This window comes from Pseudomonas avellanae BPIC 631 (assembly GCF_000444135.1).
Taxonomy (GTDB): domain Bacteria; phylum Pseudomonadota; class Gammaproteobacteria; order Pseudomonadales; family Pseudomonadaceae; genus Aquipseudomonas; species Aquipseudomonas avellanae.
The window spans coordinates 1-14,771 of record NZ_ATDK01000400.1; the positions used below are offsets into that span (position 1 = coordinate 1).

14 protein-coding genes are annotated in these 14,771 nt (G+C 58.8%); 1 reads left to right on the top strand and 13 read right to left on the bottom strand.

All coding sequences use genetic code 11. The features are described from left to right. Positions 1 to 200 precede the first annotated feature (200 nt). From DW49_RS0122960 to DW49_RS0123015, 12 genes are all read right to left on the bottom strand, one after another. On the bottom strand, positions 201 to 896 hold the full coding sequence (locus tag DW49_RS0122960) for a PqiC family protein (RefSeq protein ID WP_003377103.1): 696 nt from the start codon (positions 894 to 896) through the stop codon (positions 201 to 203). 182 nt (positions 897 to 1,078) lie between these two features. Beyond that, complete coding sequence (gene parC / locus DW49_RS0122965; protein ID WP_005620897.1) at positions 1,079 to 3,334, bottom strand: DNA topoisomerase IV subunit A; 2,256 nt, start codon at positions 3,332 to 3,334, stop codon at positions 1,079 to 1,081. Positions 3,335 to 3,344: 10 nt separating this feature from the next. Next, positions 3,345 to 3,878: a retropepsin-like aspartic protease family protein gene (locus tag DW49_RS0122970; protein WP_005620898.1), complete on the bottom strand. Its 534-nt coding sequence runs from the start codon at positions 3,876 to 3,878 to the stop codon at positions 3,345 to 3,347. Further along, a complete protein-coding gene (locus tag DW49_RS0122975) occupies positions 3,875 to 4,864 on the bottom strand; it encodes an esterase-like activity of phytase family protein (RefSeq protein ID WP_024419809.1) in 990 nt (329 codons plus the stop codon). Before DW49_RS0122975 ends, DW49_RS0122970 begins: the two co-directional genes overlap by 4 nt. Further along, complete coding sequence (parE, locus tag DW49_RS0122980) at positions 4,864 to 6,768, bottom strand: DNA topoisomerase IV subunit B (RefSeq protein ID WP_003377107.1); 1,905 nt, start codon at positions 6,766 to 6,768, stop codon at positions 4,864 to 4,866. The genes DW49_RS0122975 and parE overlap by 1 nt, the downstream gene beginning before the upstream one ends. 81 nt (positions 6,769 to 6,849) lie before the next feature. After that, complete coding sequence (locus DW49_RS0122985; protein WP_005620900.1) at positions 6,850 to 7,467, bottom strand: YqiA/YcfP family alpha/beta fold hydrolase; 618 nt, start codon at positions 7,465 to 7,467, stop codon at positions 6,850 to 6,852. Positions 7,468 to 7,554: 87 nt separating this feature from the next. Beyond that, positions 7,555 to 8,361, bottom strand: a complete 807-nt coding sequence (gene cpdA, locus DW49_RS0122990; RefSeq protein ID WP_005620901.1) for a 3',5'-cyclic-AMP phosphodiesterase — start codon at positions 8,359 to 8,361, stop codon at positions 7,555 to 7,557. Between the two features lie 87 nt (positions 8,362 to 8,448). Next, positions 8,449 to 8,814, bottom strand: coding sequence for a hypothetical protein (locus tag DW49_RS0122995; protein ID WP_005620903.1), 366 nt, complete (start codon positions 8,812 to 8,814; stop codon positions 8,449 to 8,451). A gap of 294 nt (positions 8,815 to 9,108) precedes the next feature. Next, positions 9,109 to 9,555 carry a hypothetical protein gene (locus DW49_RS0123000; protein WP_024419807.1) on the bottom strand — a complete coding sequence of 149 codons (447 nt, stop codon included), beginning with the start codon at positions 9,553 to 9,555 and terminating at the stop codon, positions 9,109 to 9,111. Beyond that, a complete protein-coding gene (locus tag DW49_RS0123005; RefSeq protein ID WP_005620905.1) occupies positions 9,552 to 10,928 on the bottom strand; it encodes a polymorphic toxin type 24 domain-containing protein in 1,377 nt (458 codons plus the stop codon). The genes DW49_RS0123000 and DW49_RS0123005 overlap by 4 nt, the downstream gene beginning before the upstream one ends. Before the next feature lie 241 nt (positions 10,929 to 11,169). After that, positions 11,170 to 11,622: a DUF1249 domain-containing protein gene (locus tag DW49_RS0123010; RefSeq protein ID WP_005620906.1), complete on the bottom strand. Its 453-nt coding sequence runs from the start codon at positions 11,620 to 11,622 to the stop codon at positions 11,170 to 11,172. Next, positions 11,613 to 12,230, bottom strand: a complete 618-nt coding sequence (locus tag DW49_RS0123015) for an NUDIX domain-containing protein (protein ID WP_003377112.1) — start codon at positions 12,228 to 12,230, stop codon at positions 11,613 to 11,615. The genes DW49_RS0123010 and DW49_RS0123015 overlap by 10 nt, the downstream gene beginning before the upstream one ends. Before the next feature lie 208 nt (positions 12,231 to 12,438). Here DW49_RS0123015 and DW49_RS0123020 point away from each other — a divergent pair, with 208 nt between their 5' ends. Continuing rightward, positions 12,439 to 13,185, top strand: coding sequence for an RsiV family protein (locus tag DW49_RS0123020; protein WP_005620908.1), 747 nt, complete (start codon positions 12,439 to 12,441; stop codon positions 13,183 to 13,185). Here the strand turns inward: DW49_RS0123020 and cytX are convergent. Continuing rightward, complete coding sequence (gene cytX, locus DW49_RS0123025; RefSeq protein WP_024420684.1) at positions 13,154 to 14,443, bottom strand: putative hydroxymethylpyrimidine transporter CytX; 1,290 nt, start codon at positions 14,441 to 14,443, stop codon at positions 13,154 to 13,156. The genes DW49_RS0123020 and cytX overlap by 32 nt on opposite strands. Positions 14,444 to 14,771: the final 328 nt, after the last annotated feature.

Here is a 14,771-nt window from a genome sequence, read left to right on the forward strand (position 1 = left end):
GCGTCGCATGCCGTTCTGGACGCTCCGCGTCCGATCTTGAGGGCGGGGGCGTGGCGCAGATTTGTGACGCAGAGCGTCACGCACGGCACTCCTACGCTAGAGCGTGATGAACGATAGGTGTTCGGGCTGAAACGAGAAGCGTCCGGGCGCCCAACAAAAAGCCCGCATCGCTGCGGGCTTCTTTGTTTGTCCGATTCACCCTAGAAGCGGAACACTTCAAGGTCGGTGCGTATCGGCGACGCCATTGGCATGCGTGGCTTGTCAGGCTCTTTGGCCTTGGCCACCGGGGCCTTTTTTGGCTCTTCGAGCGGCTGCCAGGAAATCGGCTTGATCGCCGTGCTGACCTGATCGGCCAGGCGCTGCAAAAGCATGCCTTGCGCCTTGACCTGATCGGCAGAGCTGCCGGTATGGACTTGCTCAAGGTGGACCAGTCGGCTGTCGCGGACATGGCCCTTGCGGTCCAGAAGACGCCATTGCGCATCCAGAACCGCAGGCTGTTTGGCACCGGAGTCCAGACGGGTGATCGACAATACGACCTGAACGTCCGGCGTGAAATTGGCAACCGCAGGCGCCATCACGACTCGCTGGCTGTCCAGTTTCCAGGCCAGTTGGCGCAGGAGCAACTGGTCGATATCCGAAGACAGGTTGCCCGCCCAGCGCCCGTCGGGCGATGCGGTCAGGGTGCCATCCGGCTGGCGTTGCAGAAGGGTTTCGCGTTGCAGATAGTCGGCCACCGAAACAGGACCCAGCAATACTGCCAGACCACTACTCTGTTTCGGCTGACCAGGCTCACCGCTATCGAGCTGATAAAGCGCGGTCGGCTGGTGCGTGCTGCAACCAGCCAGACCCAGAACGCCAGTCATCAGCAAGATCAGGGGAAGGCGTAGAAAATTCATCGTCCCATCCAGGTGGCCGTCCACAGACAGGCCACAGTATTAGTTCTTTCAAGACCCATGCAGGCACTGAGCCCGCATGCACCCCAAGACCCCATATCATCCGTGAATATGCATCATGACTCCAGCGATTATGCATCGTACTTCATGGCAAAACGAAGAACGCTGGTGCCAGATCAATGTTTTCAGCTATTTTCCACCAATAATGCGTCGACCCGCTGGAAGCCCCTTGGCAGTTTATTGCCACGACGACCGCGCTCACCCTTGTAATGTTCGAGGTCTTCAGGCTTGAGCGACAGCGTTCGTTTGCCCGCTTGAAGCACAAGCGTAGCGCCCTGCGTAATCACTGCCAGATCGGTTACATATTCTTCGCGGCTGGCAACCCGCTCGCCCGGAATGCCGATGATCTTGTTGCCCTTGCCTTTGCCCAGTTGCGGCAAATCGCTGACTTTGAATACCAGCAGGCGACCTTCGGTGGTCACCGCCGCCAGCCAGTTCTGTTCACGATCAGCCACGGACCGCGGCAGAATAACTTTCGCCCCGCCCGGCAAGCTCAACAACGCCTTGCCGGCCTTGTTTTTGGCTTGCAGGTCTTCACCCTTGACCACAAAACCGTAACCGGCGTCGGAGGCGATCACGTACAGCGCGTCGTCTTCGGGCAGCAACACACATTCAAAGGTTGCGCCCGGTGGCGGTTGAAGCTTGCCGGTCAACGGCTCGCCCTGTCCCCGTGCGGACGGCAGGGTGTGCGCGGCGACCGAATAGCTGCGCCCGGTCGAGTCGATGAACACCGCAAACTGGTTGGAGCGGCCGATGGCAGAGGTCTTGAAGCCATCTCCGGCTTTATAGGAAAGCCCCGTGGCATCGATGTCATGACCTTTGGCGCAACGCACCCAGCCTTTTTCCGACAGCACGACGGTCACAGGCTCAGTGGGCATCAGTTCGTTTTCAGACAGCGCCTTGGCTTCGGCGCGGGCAACGATCGGCGAACGACGGTCATCACCATAGGTTTCAGCATCGGCAATCAGCTCGGCGCGCACCAGCTTGCGCAGTTTGGATTCGCTGCCCAGCAATGCCTGAAGCTTGGCCTGCTCCTTGCGCAACGCATCCTGCTCGCTACGCAGCTTCATCTCTTCCAGCCGTGCCAACTGGCGCAGACGGGTGTCGAGGATGTAGTCCGCCTGGATTTCCGACAGGCCGAAACGCGCAATCAGCTCCGCCTTGGGATGTTCGGCGGTACGGATGATGTGGATCACTTCATCCAGATTCAGGTAAGCCGTGAGCAAACCGTCCAACAGGTGCAGACGATGCTCGACCTTGTCCAGGCGGAATTGCAGACGACGACGCACCGTACCGATACGAAATGTCAGCCATTCGCTGAGCAGGGTCTTGAGGTTCTTGAGCTGCGGCTTGCCGTCCAGACCGATGATGTTGATATTCACCCGGTAGCTGGATTCCAGCTCCGTGGTCGCGAACAGGTGCTGCATCAGTTCGTCCAGCTCAACCCGATTGGAACGGGGGATGATCACGATGCGGCACGGGTTTTCGTGGTCCGACTCGTCACGCAGGTCGGCCACCATCGGCAGCTTCTTGGCCTGCATCTGCGCGGCGATCTGCTCCAGCACCTTGGCACCGGAAACCTGATGCGGCAGCGACGTGACGATGATATCGCCGTCTTCAATGCGGTACACGGCACGCATGCGTACCGAACCACGACCGGTTTCATAGATTTTCAGCAGGTCGGCACGCGGCGTGATGATCTCAGCTTCGGTCGGGTAATCCGGCCCCAGAATATGCTCGCACAGCTCTGGAATCGTGGCCTTGGGCTCGTCAAGCAGATGCACGCAGGCGCTGGCGACTTCGCGCAGGTTGTGCGGCGGAACGTCAGTGGCCATGCCGACAGCAATGCCGGTGGTGCCATTGAGCAGGATGTTCGGCAAACGTGCAGGCAAAACCGCTGGTTCGTCGAGTGTGCCGTCAAAGTTCGGCACCCAGTCCGCAGTGCCCTGACCCAGCTCGCTGAGCAGCACTTCCGAATAGCGCGACAGACGCGCCTCGGTGTAACGCATGGCAGCGAAGGACTTGGGATCATCCGGCGCACCCCAGTTACCCTGCCCGTCTACCAGCGTGTAGCGATAGCTGAACGGCTGCGCCATCAACACCATTGCTTCATAGCAGGCCGAGTCGCCGTGTGGATGGAACTTGCCGAGTACGTCACCAACAGTACGCGCCGACTTCTTGTGCTTGGCATCGGCACCCAGGCCCAGTTCGCTCATCGCGTAGATGATGCGCCGCTGTACCGGCTTCAGGCCGTCGCCGATGTGCGGCAAGGCGCGGTCCATGATCACGTACATGGAATAGTTGAGGTAGGCCTGTTCGGTGAAGTCAGCCAGTGATCGGCGCTCTACGCCGTCCAGGCTGAGGTCAAGGGAGTCGCTCATGCGGGCCTCTTTATTTCGTTGACTGGCGCAGCAGCAAGTTGCCGCCGCGCTGTGTGAATTCGAGTTGTTTCATTGCGCTCATGCCCAGCAGCACCTGCTCACCTTCCAGACCAGGCGCTACCAGGGCACGCACGTTGTTCAGAACGATATCGCCCAGTTGCAGGCGGTCCAGCGTGGTTCGAAAGCCCTGGCTATTGCCATTGGCGGTGCTGACCGTGACCGGCAAACCGCGCTTGAGGCCGAGGCTGTCGGCCATGTCACCGAGTATGGCGACGTCGGTCGCCCCGGTGTCGATCATGAATTCCACTGTCCGGCCGTTGATTTGCCCGGTACTGACAAAATGCCCCTGGCGATTACCGGCCAGTTGCACTTCTATATAGCCGTCACCGTGTTGCGAAGACACCACGGCGTTAGGGTTTTGCTGTTTGTCTTCCCAGCCACCAAAAAAACGGGTCGCCAAAAACAGTCCCGCCGCCCATGCCACGATCATCAAGACCTTGCCAGCGCGCTTGCCGGGTTGCGGCTGATTTTCTGACTGACTCACTGGCCGTCACTCCAGCCCGCTTTCGGCGCAGCAAAGCGCCAGACAATCGGGCGTTTCTCGCCATCGGCGCGGGCACCGAAGTTATTGTCGATGCCGACCCAAGCCCCGCTTTCATCCACCACCAACGCCTCGGTCAGGCCGTAAGGCTGATCGTAACGACGCGACGGCACCATGGCTTCCTTGGCAAACGACCAGCAGCGCTCGATCTGCCCGGTCTCAAGGTCACGCCGGCAGATGCGATACACCGCGCGCTCCAGCGTGAACAGCTTGCCGTTGTACAGCGACAGATCGGAAAAATCCGTGGAAACCTTTTTGCTGCCCTGTTCAGGCGGCAGTTGGTCTTGGCCCGACTCGGACAGCAGCACGCAGCGTTGCCCACAGGTCCATTGATCCTGATCACGCCTGACCACAAGCAAACCGCGCTTTTCGCGTTCGGCGGCCAGCCAGATCCGGTCGCCAGCGGCGTTCACTGCGATGCCTTCGAAAATCGCGTTGAAGTTTTGCAGCATGCCTTGCGCGCGGGCCTGCTCGATCAATTCTTTGGGCAGTGGCAGCCATGAAGGCACGCCGCTGACCGGCACCTTGAGGACGGTGCCATAGGCTTCGCTGACCAGATACCGATTGCCCGCTGCGTCACAACTGACGCCTTCAAAATCAAGGTTACCGCCGCGCACTACCGAAGACAGGCCCGCCAATGAGCGCAACGTCAACGACAGGTAGCTCTCAGGTGTCGGCGCATCGATGCGCTGTGGCTCGGCTTTCCAGGTGTTTTCCGATACATCGAGGCTGTACAGCAGGTTGTCGTCGCGGTCGGAAACCGTCCACAGCCGACCGTTGCACAGGGCAAGCCCGGACAGATTGCCGCCAACCATGCCGTCCACCGGATGCTCGGATTGCAGCTTCAGGACCTCAAGCGGCGCAGCGAAAACCGGCGCCACGATAAGAGCCTGAACAGCAAAAGCCAAAGCGGCGAGCCAGACTCGCATCAAGTCAGGACCTCAGCGAGGTTGCCCTTCGACTCAAGCCAGGACTTGCGATCACCGGCGCGCTTCTTGGCCAGCAGCATGTCCATCATTTCCGACGTCGCGGCATAGTCATCCAGCGTGAGCTGGACCAGACGCCGCGTGTTCGGGTCCATGGTGGTTTCGCGAAGTTGTGGCGGGTTCATTTCACCCAGACCCTTGAATCGGGTGACCTGCGGCTTGCCGCGTTTCTTTTCCGCCACCAGACGGTCAAGGATCCCGTCACGCTCAGCTTCGTCCAACGCGTAGTAGATTTCCTTGCCTAGGTCGATCCGGTACAGCGGCGGCATGGCGACATACACATGGCCGGCATCGACCAACGGGCGGAAGTGCTGGACGAACAGCGCACACAGCAGCGTGGCGATGTGCAGACCGTCCGAGTCGGCGTCGGCGAGGATGCAGATCTTGCCGTAGCGCAACTGGCTGATGTCCGCAGCACCCGGATCGACACCGATGGCGACGGCGATGTTATGCACTTCCTGGCTGGCGAGCACTTCGCCGCCGTCCACTTCCCAGGTGTTCAGAATCTTGCCGCGCAGGGGCAGGATGGCTTGAAATTCCTTGTCCCGCGCCTGCTTGGCCGAACCACCGGCGGAGTCACCTTCGACCAGAAACAGCTCGGAGCGCGCTGGATCCTGCCCGGCACAATCAGCCAGCTTGCCCGGCAACGCAGGGCCTTGGGTGATGCGCTTGCGTTCGACTTTTTTACTGGCCTTGAGACGACGGCCGGCGTTGTTGATCGCCAGGTCAGCCAGTTGCAGGCCCAGCTCGGAATGAGTGTTGAGCCACAGGCTGAACGCATCCTTGACCACGCCCGAGACAAACGCCGCCGCTTCACGGGACGACAGGCGCTCTTTGGTCTGGCCGGAGAACTGCGGCTCCTGCATCTTCATCGACAGCACAAAAGCGATGCGCTCCCAGACGTCTTCCGGCGCGAGCTTCACACCGCGCGGCAGCAGGTTGCGGAACTCGCAGAACTCGCGCATCGCGTCCAGCAAGCCCTGGCGCAGGCCATTGACGTGGGTGCCACCCTGCGCAGTCGGGATCAGGTTGACGTAGCTTTCCTGAACACTGTCCCCACCTTCGGGCAACCACAGCAGCGCCCAATCGACCGCTTCTTTATTACCGGCAAAACTGCCGCAGAACGGCTCGTCGGGGAGGCGCAGAAACTCGGTGACCGAATCCTGCAAGTAAGAGCGCAGGCCGTCCTCGTAATGCCACTCGATTTTCTCGCCGCTGGACTTGTCTTCAAAACTGACCAGCAGGCCGGGGCACAGCACGGCCTTGGCCTTGAGCACGTGCTTGAGGCGACTGACCGAAAACTTGGGCGTATCGAAATACTTCGGATCAGGCGCGAAATAGACGCTGGTGCCGGTGTTGCGCTTGCCGACAGTGCCGATGACGGCCAGCTCGGTGGCCTTGTAGCCGTCGGCGAAGGTCATTTCGTATTCGTTGCCATCACGCTTGACCCGCACCCGAACCTGAGTGGAAAGCGCGTTGACCACGGAAATCCCCACGCCGTGCAGGCCGCCGGAGAACTGGTAATTCTTGTTGGAGAATTTGCCACCCGCGTGCAGCTTGGTAAGGATCAGCTCGACGCCGGACACGCCCTCTTCCGGGTGAATGTCCACCGGCATGCCACGACCGTCGTCGGACACTTCCAGAGAGTTGTCGGCGTGCAGAATGACCTGCACCGAGCGCGCATGACCGGCCAGGGCTTCATCGACGCTGTTGTCGATAACTTCCTGCGCCAGGTGATTGGGCCGCGAGGTGTCGGTGTACATGCCCGGACGTTTGCGAACCGGATCGAGGCCCGAGAGGACTTCGATGGCGTCTGCGTTATAAGAGCTAGCGCTGGGATTGGCCATGGGTTCTCGTTATCAATCTTTCATGAAATTTCGGGAGTTCAATGTTCTTGCGTTCGTGTGACCGGACATCAACCGCTTCGCTTATAGCACCGACAAGTCGATCCCTTGCAGCAGATCGGGTGCAAAACCGGCGAAGCTCAGCAACGCAGGCAAGCGCTCGGCAAAACCCTGAAAGCTGTGGTCGCCACCCGCCTGAATACGCAAGGCACAGGCCCGGTAAAACTTCTCGGCGCGCCGGTAATCAAGGGTTTCGTCACCAGTCTGCAGCCACACCTGAAACTGCTGCGGGTCTTGCGAGGCCGGGACTTCCAGCTCGGCCAGCGCCTGAATGTGGTCCTCGGTCAACTGCCACTGCTCGCCGGTGTACAGGTTTTGCTGCATGCCTAGAAACCCGTCGAACAATTGATGCGGGTTGACCGCCGGGTTGATCAGCACCGCCTTGAGGCCGTGGCGCTGCGCAAGATGAGTCGCATAGTAGCCGCCGAGGGAGCTGCCGACCAGTAATGGCCTGCCCAATGCCTCGATAGCGGACTCGAGTTGCAGCATGGCCTGACGCGGATGGTGATGCAGTTCAGGTACTTGCAGGCGATCAGCCAGCCCCAGCGATTTCATCAGCGCAATCAGCTGACAGGCTTTTTTCGACTGGGCCGAGCTGTTCAGGCCGTGGATGTATAGCAAGGCAGGTGTGTCACTGGTCACGCTGTCGCTCCTGAGTGCAAGGCAAAGCCGTGTAGTTTACAGGGACTTACGCTACAACACCTCACTGGAAATACTTCGTCGCCTGATTCAGTAACCCGTGCCGCCGTAATCCGCTTCAAAGACCATGCCGACCACTCTGGAAACACCGGTTTCCAGCCGTCCGTCATCATGCAGACGCAACCAGCGATAGCCCGGCGTCAGAGTGTCCACTTTGAAATCCACACTGCCTGGCGCGAACTGAATGCAGGTCGAAGGCGACGCCAGCAGGCGCAAGCCGTTACGCACCTGGTCGAACTCCTGATGCACATGCCCCCAGAGCACGGCCTTTACCTGCGCAAATTGGTCCAGCACCGCAAACAACGCATCGGCATTGCGCAGACCAATGGGCGCCATCCACTCACAGCCAATGGCAACCGGATGATGATGCAGGCAGACCAGATGATGCCGGTCTGGCGCCTCACGCAACGACCGCTCCAGCAACTGCAATTGCCCATCTGCCAGAAAACCCGGCACCGAGCCAGGCACCGCCGAGTCCAGCAACGTCACCCGCCACTGGCCGATGTCCACAACCGGATCCAGCAACCCCTCACCCTGAGCGACATGCTCCATCTGCGGCAATTCATCATGATTGCCGGCAAACCAGCGCGCAGGCGCAGCGATCTGCGCGCTTATCCGGCGAAACGCCTCATAAGACTCTACGCTGCCATCTTGGGATATATCCCCGCTGGCCACGACCAGATCAATCTGCGGCTGCTCGGCCAACACCTGCTCGACGACTTTTTCCAGACTGTCGCGGGTGCTCATACCCAACAACGCCCCGTCCGCCTCGGCGAACAGATGGCTGTCGGATAGCTGGACCAGCAAAACTGACGATGAAGGGGCTGCGCTTGGCAAGGCCGTCTCCCAGAGAGGATTCAGCGCGATTATGTGATGTGGCAGCGAGCGGGTAAACCGGGAATGTGGGTGCGGGAGATGACTGGTTCACATTTGCTGATCGGGTCGGACCTTGAGCGCTATGTAAACCACAAGCCCTGCGCAGACCATGCCTGCCAACCCCGCGATCAGGAGATAACTCAGAATGCGCTCATAGGGCATCTCGGGCCAGACATACCCTGCGAGCACGAGCGCCAATATCACGCCCAGAACCATTCCTGAGAGGCCGGCCAGATGAACGGTCCACGGCATAAGCTTCAGCGACAGAACGCCCATTACCGCACCGCTGATGAATGCGTACAGGGAATGCTCCCAGCGCAGACTGCTGCCAGCGAGGGACATCAATCCGACATAGAGGAAAAGACTGAAAATAGCTCCTGCGAGGCAGGCTATCGAGGCGTGGACTTCACTCATCCTAATCTCGCTACGAGGAGAACAAGCAGATAGCAACTCAGGTAAGTTACCCAGATAACGCATTGGAGGTGCCTGCCGATGAATTCAGGAAGAATGTAGGCCATGGCATCCAAAATTCAAGCTAACAAGGCACGCGCGAGATATTTTCAGAAACGGCCTACATACTTGTCTTAGGGTATCGGCCATGCGTAGATGACAGACAAGGACCAGACGCTTCGATTTTGCATACTCCGAAAATCAGATCGCTAAGATTTTCCACCTTGAAAACGCAATCCGTTATGGTCAAAGGCAGAATCATTGCTTAAACAACGTAACCCAAACCTCATCCAGGTCATCCTCAAGCACAAGCCTTGCTTCAAACCCCGAACCAGGAAACTGTCGATCCAGTTTTTTATTCCAGCAGTCACGAATTACCGCACCCAGCTCGGCGGCTTCGTCATAACCGATGTCACCCAGCAAACTGGTAATCTCGACCATATTCAACCAGCCAGGAATCTCTAATGGCGCGATACCTTGCGCTACCGTTTGATCATAACGATCCTGCGTGAAATTCTCCTTAACAAAATAGCCGCCCTCGTGCACGAATAACGTTGGATTAAACAAAGCGACAACGCTCATCGCAACATCGTCGTGCAACCCAAGGCTTGTTCTGACCATATAGAAATAGTCAAACCTGGAAAGCCCGTCTTTGTTGGCCAATAGATAATCTTTGTAGCTATATTCGGGCAAAGATTTATTCATCTTGGAAACTCATCCGAGGTTGGAGGACGGACTTTTAAACCACCAGGTACAAGGCTCCCATCTGGCCTCGTGTCGATTTTGTTGAATTTCACGTTTGGGCGTGGGTAGGGGCCATGATCTTTGCCTGATCCTCGATATTGCTTAACTGTGCCATCCTCATAATGCGTCGTGTACTGCCCCTCTCGACCAGGCCTTTCGACAATGGTGTGCGACCGCCCTTGGGCCTCATCCAGCGGCGGCGGTGGCTTGTTTCGGGACTTTCTCTTTTTCGGAGGCGCAGCTACCGGTTCCGGCACAACCCCCTTCGCCCGATCAATCACAACCGTCTGCGATCCGCTCCCAACCCCCTCAGCATGGCCTTCTGCGTGAATACGCGCAATCTTGAGATCACGCCCCAGCTTTTCCAGTACTTCGCCAAGCCGCTTGAGCGGTGGCGTTAAACGTGTGCTGGCAGCGGTGACCCGTGCTGCCAGCCCCACCCCACCGGTCAGATAGACCAGTAGCGCGGCGAGCACGATCTCGAAAACCATTCCTCCGGTAAAGTGCAGAATGGATTCATGATTTTGAATCTTGACGTACTCTCTGGCGAAATGCCCCAACGCAAGCTGGCTTTCATTGTCCTGAAAGACATAACTCGCGATTTCGTAGGCATGCGCCATCTTTTCGCGGCTGATCGTAGCGGGATCAAAACCCAACGCCTCTGCCAACTCACGGTGCTGAGCAGCGGAATATTGTTCAAGAAAGGAATCGAGCCAACTGCCACCCGGCGAAACGTCTGCGTTCCATGCCGACACGGCAGCATTGGAGAGCGCATCAAACGGATTGATCAGGTCTGAAAATTCTGCAACTGACTTGACGAGCCCCCATGCGCCATAAAGAACCCCCTTGCCCAACGCTGCCCCGGAATAAAAAGCATTGGCCGCATCACTGCGTTGCTCCTGAATCGCCTTTAGCCGATCAGCTTCAAGCCTTTCGACGTTGAGAATCTCGTTCAATACACTTTTCAGCTCTATGCGACTCGCACTCAGCTGCTTTTTGGGCTCAAACCAGGGATGCAGCTGAACCTTGTGCTCACGCCCCGCGATGACCTTGCCAAGAAAGCTCTTCGAATCGAGCTCTCCCTGAATAACTTTGCCATCGGCCTGGGTCATGCCCCACGAACAGCCGACCAGACGTTCACCGTTACTCCAGAGAAAACGAATCCCTATCAGGCAGCGGGCCTGCGACTCGGCATCTTGAAACGTTCTGGGCGGTGGATTTTCCCAGCTGTACTCTGCTGCTGGCGGGACCGGCCTCGGCTTACCGGACTCTTTTTTGGGCTGGCATACCCTCGGGGTGGGCGAATAGTTGCCTCTGGTGTCGTAAACACCCATTACGGTTGTTTCCCTGGATCAGCGAATATGCATCTGCGTGCTGAAGCTTGCGGTGAAGCTCCTGCCCAACGAGAGGGGCGAGCTGCAAACAGGGAGGCGAGTCTAAGGATTGACGCTGCGGCGTCGAGCCTTGAAGAGTGTCGGAGTATTGCCGGGCAGGCTGCTGATACGATCTTATTCCAATGCCACTGGCCTTGGCGGCTACCGCAGTCAAAACGTGTTCAGCATGTTGCGAAGGAAATCAACGCACTGCTTCAAACTCATGCCCGCACGCCAGGCAGTGGCTCAGCCATTCGCCCAGAAACAGGTTGAGCTGGGCTTTTTCATCCGGTTGGTGCATTTCGGCGTTGGGGTAGGGATAGATGCCCCGGAAGCGCCGCGCATGTTCGGCGCCGATGACTTCGGCCATGCGTGCATCGTGATAGACCTGCACTTCAAGCACCGGCACCGGCAGCCACGGCAGGCTGTGTTCCTGGCGGACTTGCAGGGTGGTGGTGTACGGGCAGTCGAGCAGAACTTCGACGGCCAGTACACCCAGCATCTGGTCGCCCTGGGTGACGGCGACGCGGCGCGAGCGCTGTTCGTTGCGCATGTCGGGCAACAGGCGCATCAGGCGCGCATAGTTGGCCTCGCACGCAGCCTGCAGTCCGGCAAGATCGACACGGTAGCGCTCGCGCAATAGATTCACGACCATAACCCCCTTATCTCTGCACGATTCAGCGCCAGCCATTGCAAGGCGATGATCGTTGATGCGTTCTTGATCAGTCCGTTCTTCATGGCGTCCATTGCGTCATCGAACGACCAGACGGTGACACGGATGTCTTCGCCTTCGGACTCAAGCCCGTGAATGCCGCCTGCGCCTTCACTGTCGCACTGCCCCAAGTACAAGTGAACAAACTCGTTACTGCCACCCGGAGACGGAAAATATTTTGTGATGGGCCAAAGCGAGCTGAACACCAGCCCAGCTTCCTCTTCCGCTTCTCGGTGAGCAACTTCTTCCGGCTGCTCATCCTTGTCGATCAGCCCAGCGACCAGTTCGATCAACCACGGGTTGCTGGTCTTCTCCATCGCGCCCACACGAAACTGCTCGATGAGCACCACATTATCGTGTTTGGCATCGTAAGGCAGCACGCAAACCGCATCGTGACGAACGAACAGCTCACGGCTGATCTGCTTGCTCATGCTGCCGTCGAACAGCTCATGGCGCACATGCAGCTTGTCCAGTTTGTAGAAGCCCTTGAAGCAGTTTTCACGGCTGATGGTTTCAAAAGCAGTGGGTACGGTGCGTGTGGTCTGGGTCATGGAATTCTCACTTGCCGCCATTTTGAACATCGGCCCATCCTAACGCGCATCGGCAGTCGGATGCAGCCCCCTTGAACATGCAGGGTAGACGGCCGGGGCCGAAAACAATTCTAATCTGCCATCTAGCGAACCGAACACGTTGTTTACAGTCCAACCAGCCTGCACACGCACAACGCAACCGCCTTTTTTGACACTGCCAAGGATCAACATGTCGTTATTGAGGATCACTTCACTGGCTTGCCTGGCCCTGTTGCTCGGCGCCTGCCAAAGCCTCTTCACACCCAACATGCGCACACCGCTGCAAGTCCAGCGCGATGCGTCCGAGCTGATCAAGCCGGGCTGCACCACGGCGGATTGCCCGCTGGTGAACGTCGACACGGTGCACTTTGCCGATGAGCCACGACTGGACGCTATCGTTCAGAAGACGCTGCTGCAATTGACTGTTGCCGACACCAGCGCATCGCCACCTGTGTCCATCAAAGCCTATCAGGAGCAGTTTCTGAGCCAGGCACAGGGTCGCAACAGCAGTTATCTGCAGGCCAAGGTACGCGAACAGCATGACGGTATCGTGGTTGTCGAACTCTCCAGCTACCTGGATAACGGCGGCGCTCACGGCAACCCTGGCCGGGCGTTCATTAACTATTCGCGCCCGCAACAGAAGGTTCTGACCCTGGCTGACATGATCGTGCCGGGCAAGGAAAGCGAGTTCTGGCAAAAGGCCCAACTGGCTCACCAGAGCTGGCTGGTGTCGGGCAAGCTGAATGAAGACAGCGAGTTCATGAAGACCTGGCCGTTCAAGCGCACGCCGCACATTGCGCTGACCTACGGCGCGGTGATCCTCAAGTACTCGGTGGACACCATCGCGCCTTACTCGATGGGCCATATCGAGCTGAAGGTTCCTTACCCTCAGCTCAATGGCATCCTCAAGCCGGAACTGTTCCCCGGCCGCGGCTGATTGTGCTGCCAATCAACAGTTGCAACACGCCAGCGACAATGAGCGCTGGCAGTGTTGCGCCAATCTGCGGGTAGAGATTGGCCAGCAAGTGGTAGGTGCTGATGCCGCCCAGCCACGCCAGCAGACTCATCCAGCGCAAACCGCCCTCCGCGACCTGACCACTGCGACGCCGCAGGATGAAATGGTCGACCAGCACCACACCGAACAACGGCGCAAACACCGAGCCGATCAGCAACAGGAAGTTCTGGTATTGGGCCAACGGTGCCAGGCAGGCGATCAGGGTGCAGATCACGCCAATCGCTAACGCCAGATGCTCGACCTTGAGGCGTGACAGCAGCGCACTGGATACCGCCGCCGAATGAATGTCGGCGAACGCGTTTTCGGTTTCATCCAGCAGAATCAACAGCAAGGGGATACCCAGCCCCGCGCCTGCCAGTGCCAGCAGCAACGCGTTGATCTCGCCACTCGGCGCGAACGCCAGCGTGTAGGCAACGCCCAGGCTCATCAGCCAGAAGTTACCGATGAAAAAGCCCACAGCAGTACCGCCGAAGACACTTTTCGCGCGTCGGCCAAAGCGTGAGTAGTCGGCAATCAACGGCAGCCAGGACAGCGGCATGGCGATGGCAATGTCGAAACCCGAGGCAAACGGCATGGTTCCATCGCCGGAGGTGGACCACAGTGCGGCCAGATCGGCTTTGGCGAGCAGGTTCCAGGTCAGCCATGAGCAGGCGGCCAGCAGAATCCATAGCCCCCATTGACGCAGAAACCGGCGCACGAAGGTCAACGGCCCGCTGACCGCCAACAGTGTTGCCAGCGCGCCGAAAAGCAGTGTCCAGAGCAGCGGGTTGGCCCAGAGGCTTTCGTCCGCAAAAGCACGCGCGCTCAGCAGACTGGCGGCATCGCGCATGACGATGATCTCGAACGAGCCCCAGCCGATCAGTTGCAGCAGGTTCAACACCGCCGGCAGCGACGCGCCTTTGCTGCCCAGGCTGAGCTTGAGCGCGGCCATGGACGACAAACCGGTGTCACTGCCGATCACGGCCACACTGGCGAGCAGCAGAACCCCCACCAGCGTGCCCAGAAAAATCGCCAGCATCGAGCCGGACATGCCCAACCCCTGCGCCAGCAAGGCCCCGGTCTGCAGCACCATCAGGCCGATGCCGAGAGAAAACCATAGGGAAAACAGATCCCGCCCGCCGAACACCCGATGGCTGGCGGGGATGGGGGTGTCGGGAGAGTAAGTGCCGGGTGTGTTCACATGGGTGTCTCGTGTGAAAAGTTAAGGAACTGAGTGCCGCCGCACCGCTCACTCAGAATCGGACGCAGCGCATGCTTCTGCCCGCAGGCCGTAGGAGTGGACCGGGCGACGCTTCGCTTGTCCGCGAAAGCTATATTCCGGGCGATACATCTTCAGCGGATGTAACGACCCTTTCGCGAACAAATTCGCACGCGGCCTGCGGCCAGGATCAGAAGCGGACCTGTGCACAGCGATGCATCGGACGCAGAGCACGCTTCTGCCCGCAGGGCGTGGGAGTGGACCGGGCGACGCTTCGCTTGTCCGCGAAAGCTTTATTCCAGGCGATACA

What these genes read in the sequence shown, in the direction of transcription:
- DW49_RS0123000 (WP_024419807.1), bottom strand. Translation starts at nt 9,555, where the DNA reads ATGAATAAATCTTTGCCCGAATATAGCTACAAAGATTATCTATTGGCC.
- DW49_RS0122975 (WP_024419809.1), bottom strand. Translation starts at nt 4,864, where the DNA reads ATGCGAGTCTGGCTCGCCGCTTTGGCTTTTGCTGTTCAGGCTCTTATC.
- DW49_RS0123010 (WP_005620906.1), bottom strand. Translation starts at nt 11,622, where the DNA reads ATGGTCGTGAATCTATTGCGCGAGCGCTACCGTGTCGATCTTGCCGGA.
- DW49_RS0123005 (WP_005620905.1), bottom strand. Translation starts at nt 10,928, where the DNA reads ATGGGTGTTTACGACACCAGAGGCAACTATTCGCCCACCCCGAGGGTA.
- DW49_RS0122960 (WP_003377103.1), bottom strand. Translation starts at nt 896, where the DNA reads ATGAATTTTCTACGCCTTCCCCTGATCTTGCTGATGACTGGCGTTCTG.
- parC (WP_005620897.1), bottom strand. Translation starts at nt 3,334, where the DNA reads ATGAGCGACTCCCTTGACCTCAGCCTGGACGGCGTAGAGCGCCGATCA.
- DW49_RS0122995 (WP_005620903.1), bottom strand. Translation starts at nt 8,814, where the DNA reads ATGAGTGAAGTCCACGCCTCGATAGCCTGCCTCGCAGGAGCTATTTTC.
- DW49_RS0123020 (WP_005620908.1), top strand. Translation starts at nt 12,439, where the DNA reads ATGTCGTTATTGAGGATCACTTCACTGGCTTGCCTGGCCCTGTTGCTC.
- parE (WP_003377107.1), bottom strand. Translation starts at nt 6,768, where the DNA reads ATGGCCAATCCCAGCGCTAGCTCTTATAACGCAGACGCCATCGAAGTC.
- DW49_RS0123015 (WP_003377112.1), bottom strand. Translation starts at nt 12,230, where the DNA reads ATGACCCAGACCACACGCACCGTACCCACTGCTTTTGAAACCATCAGC.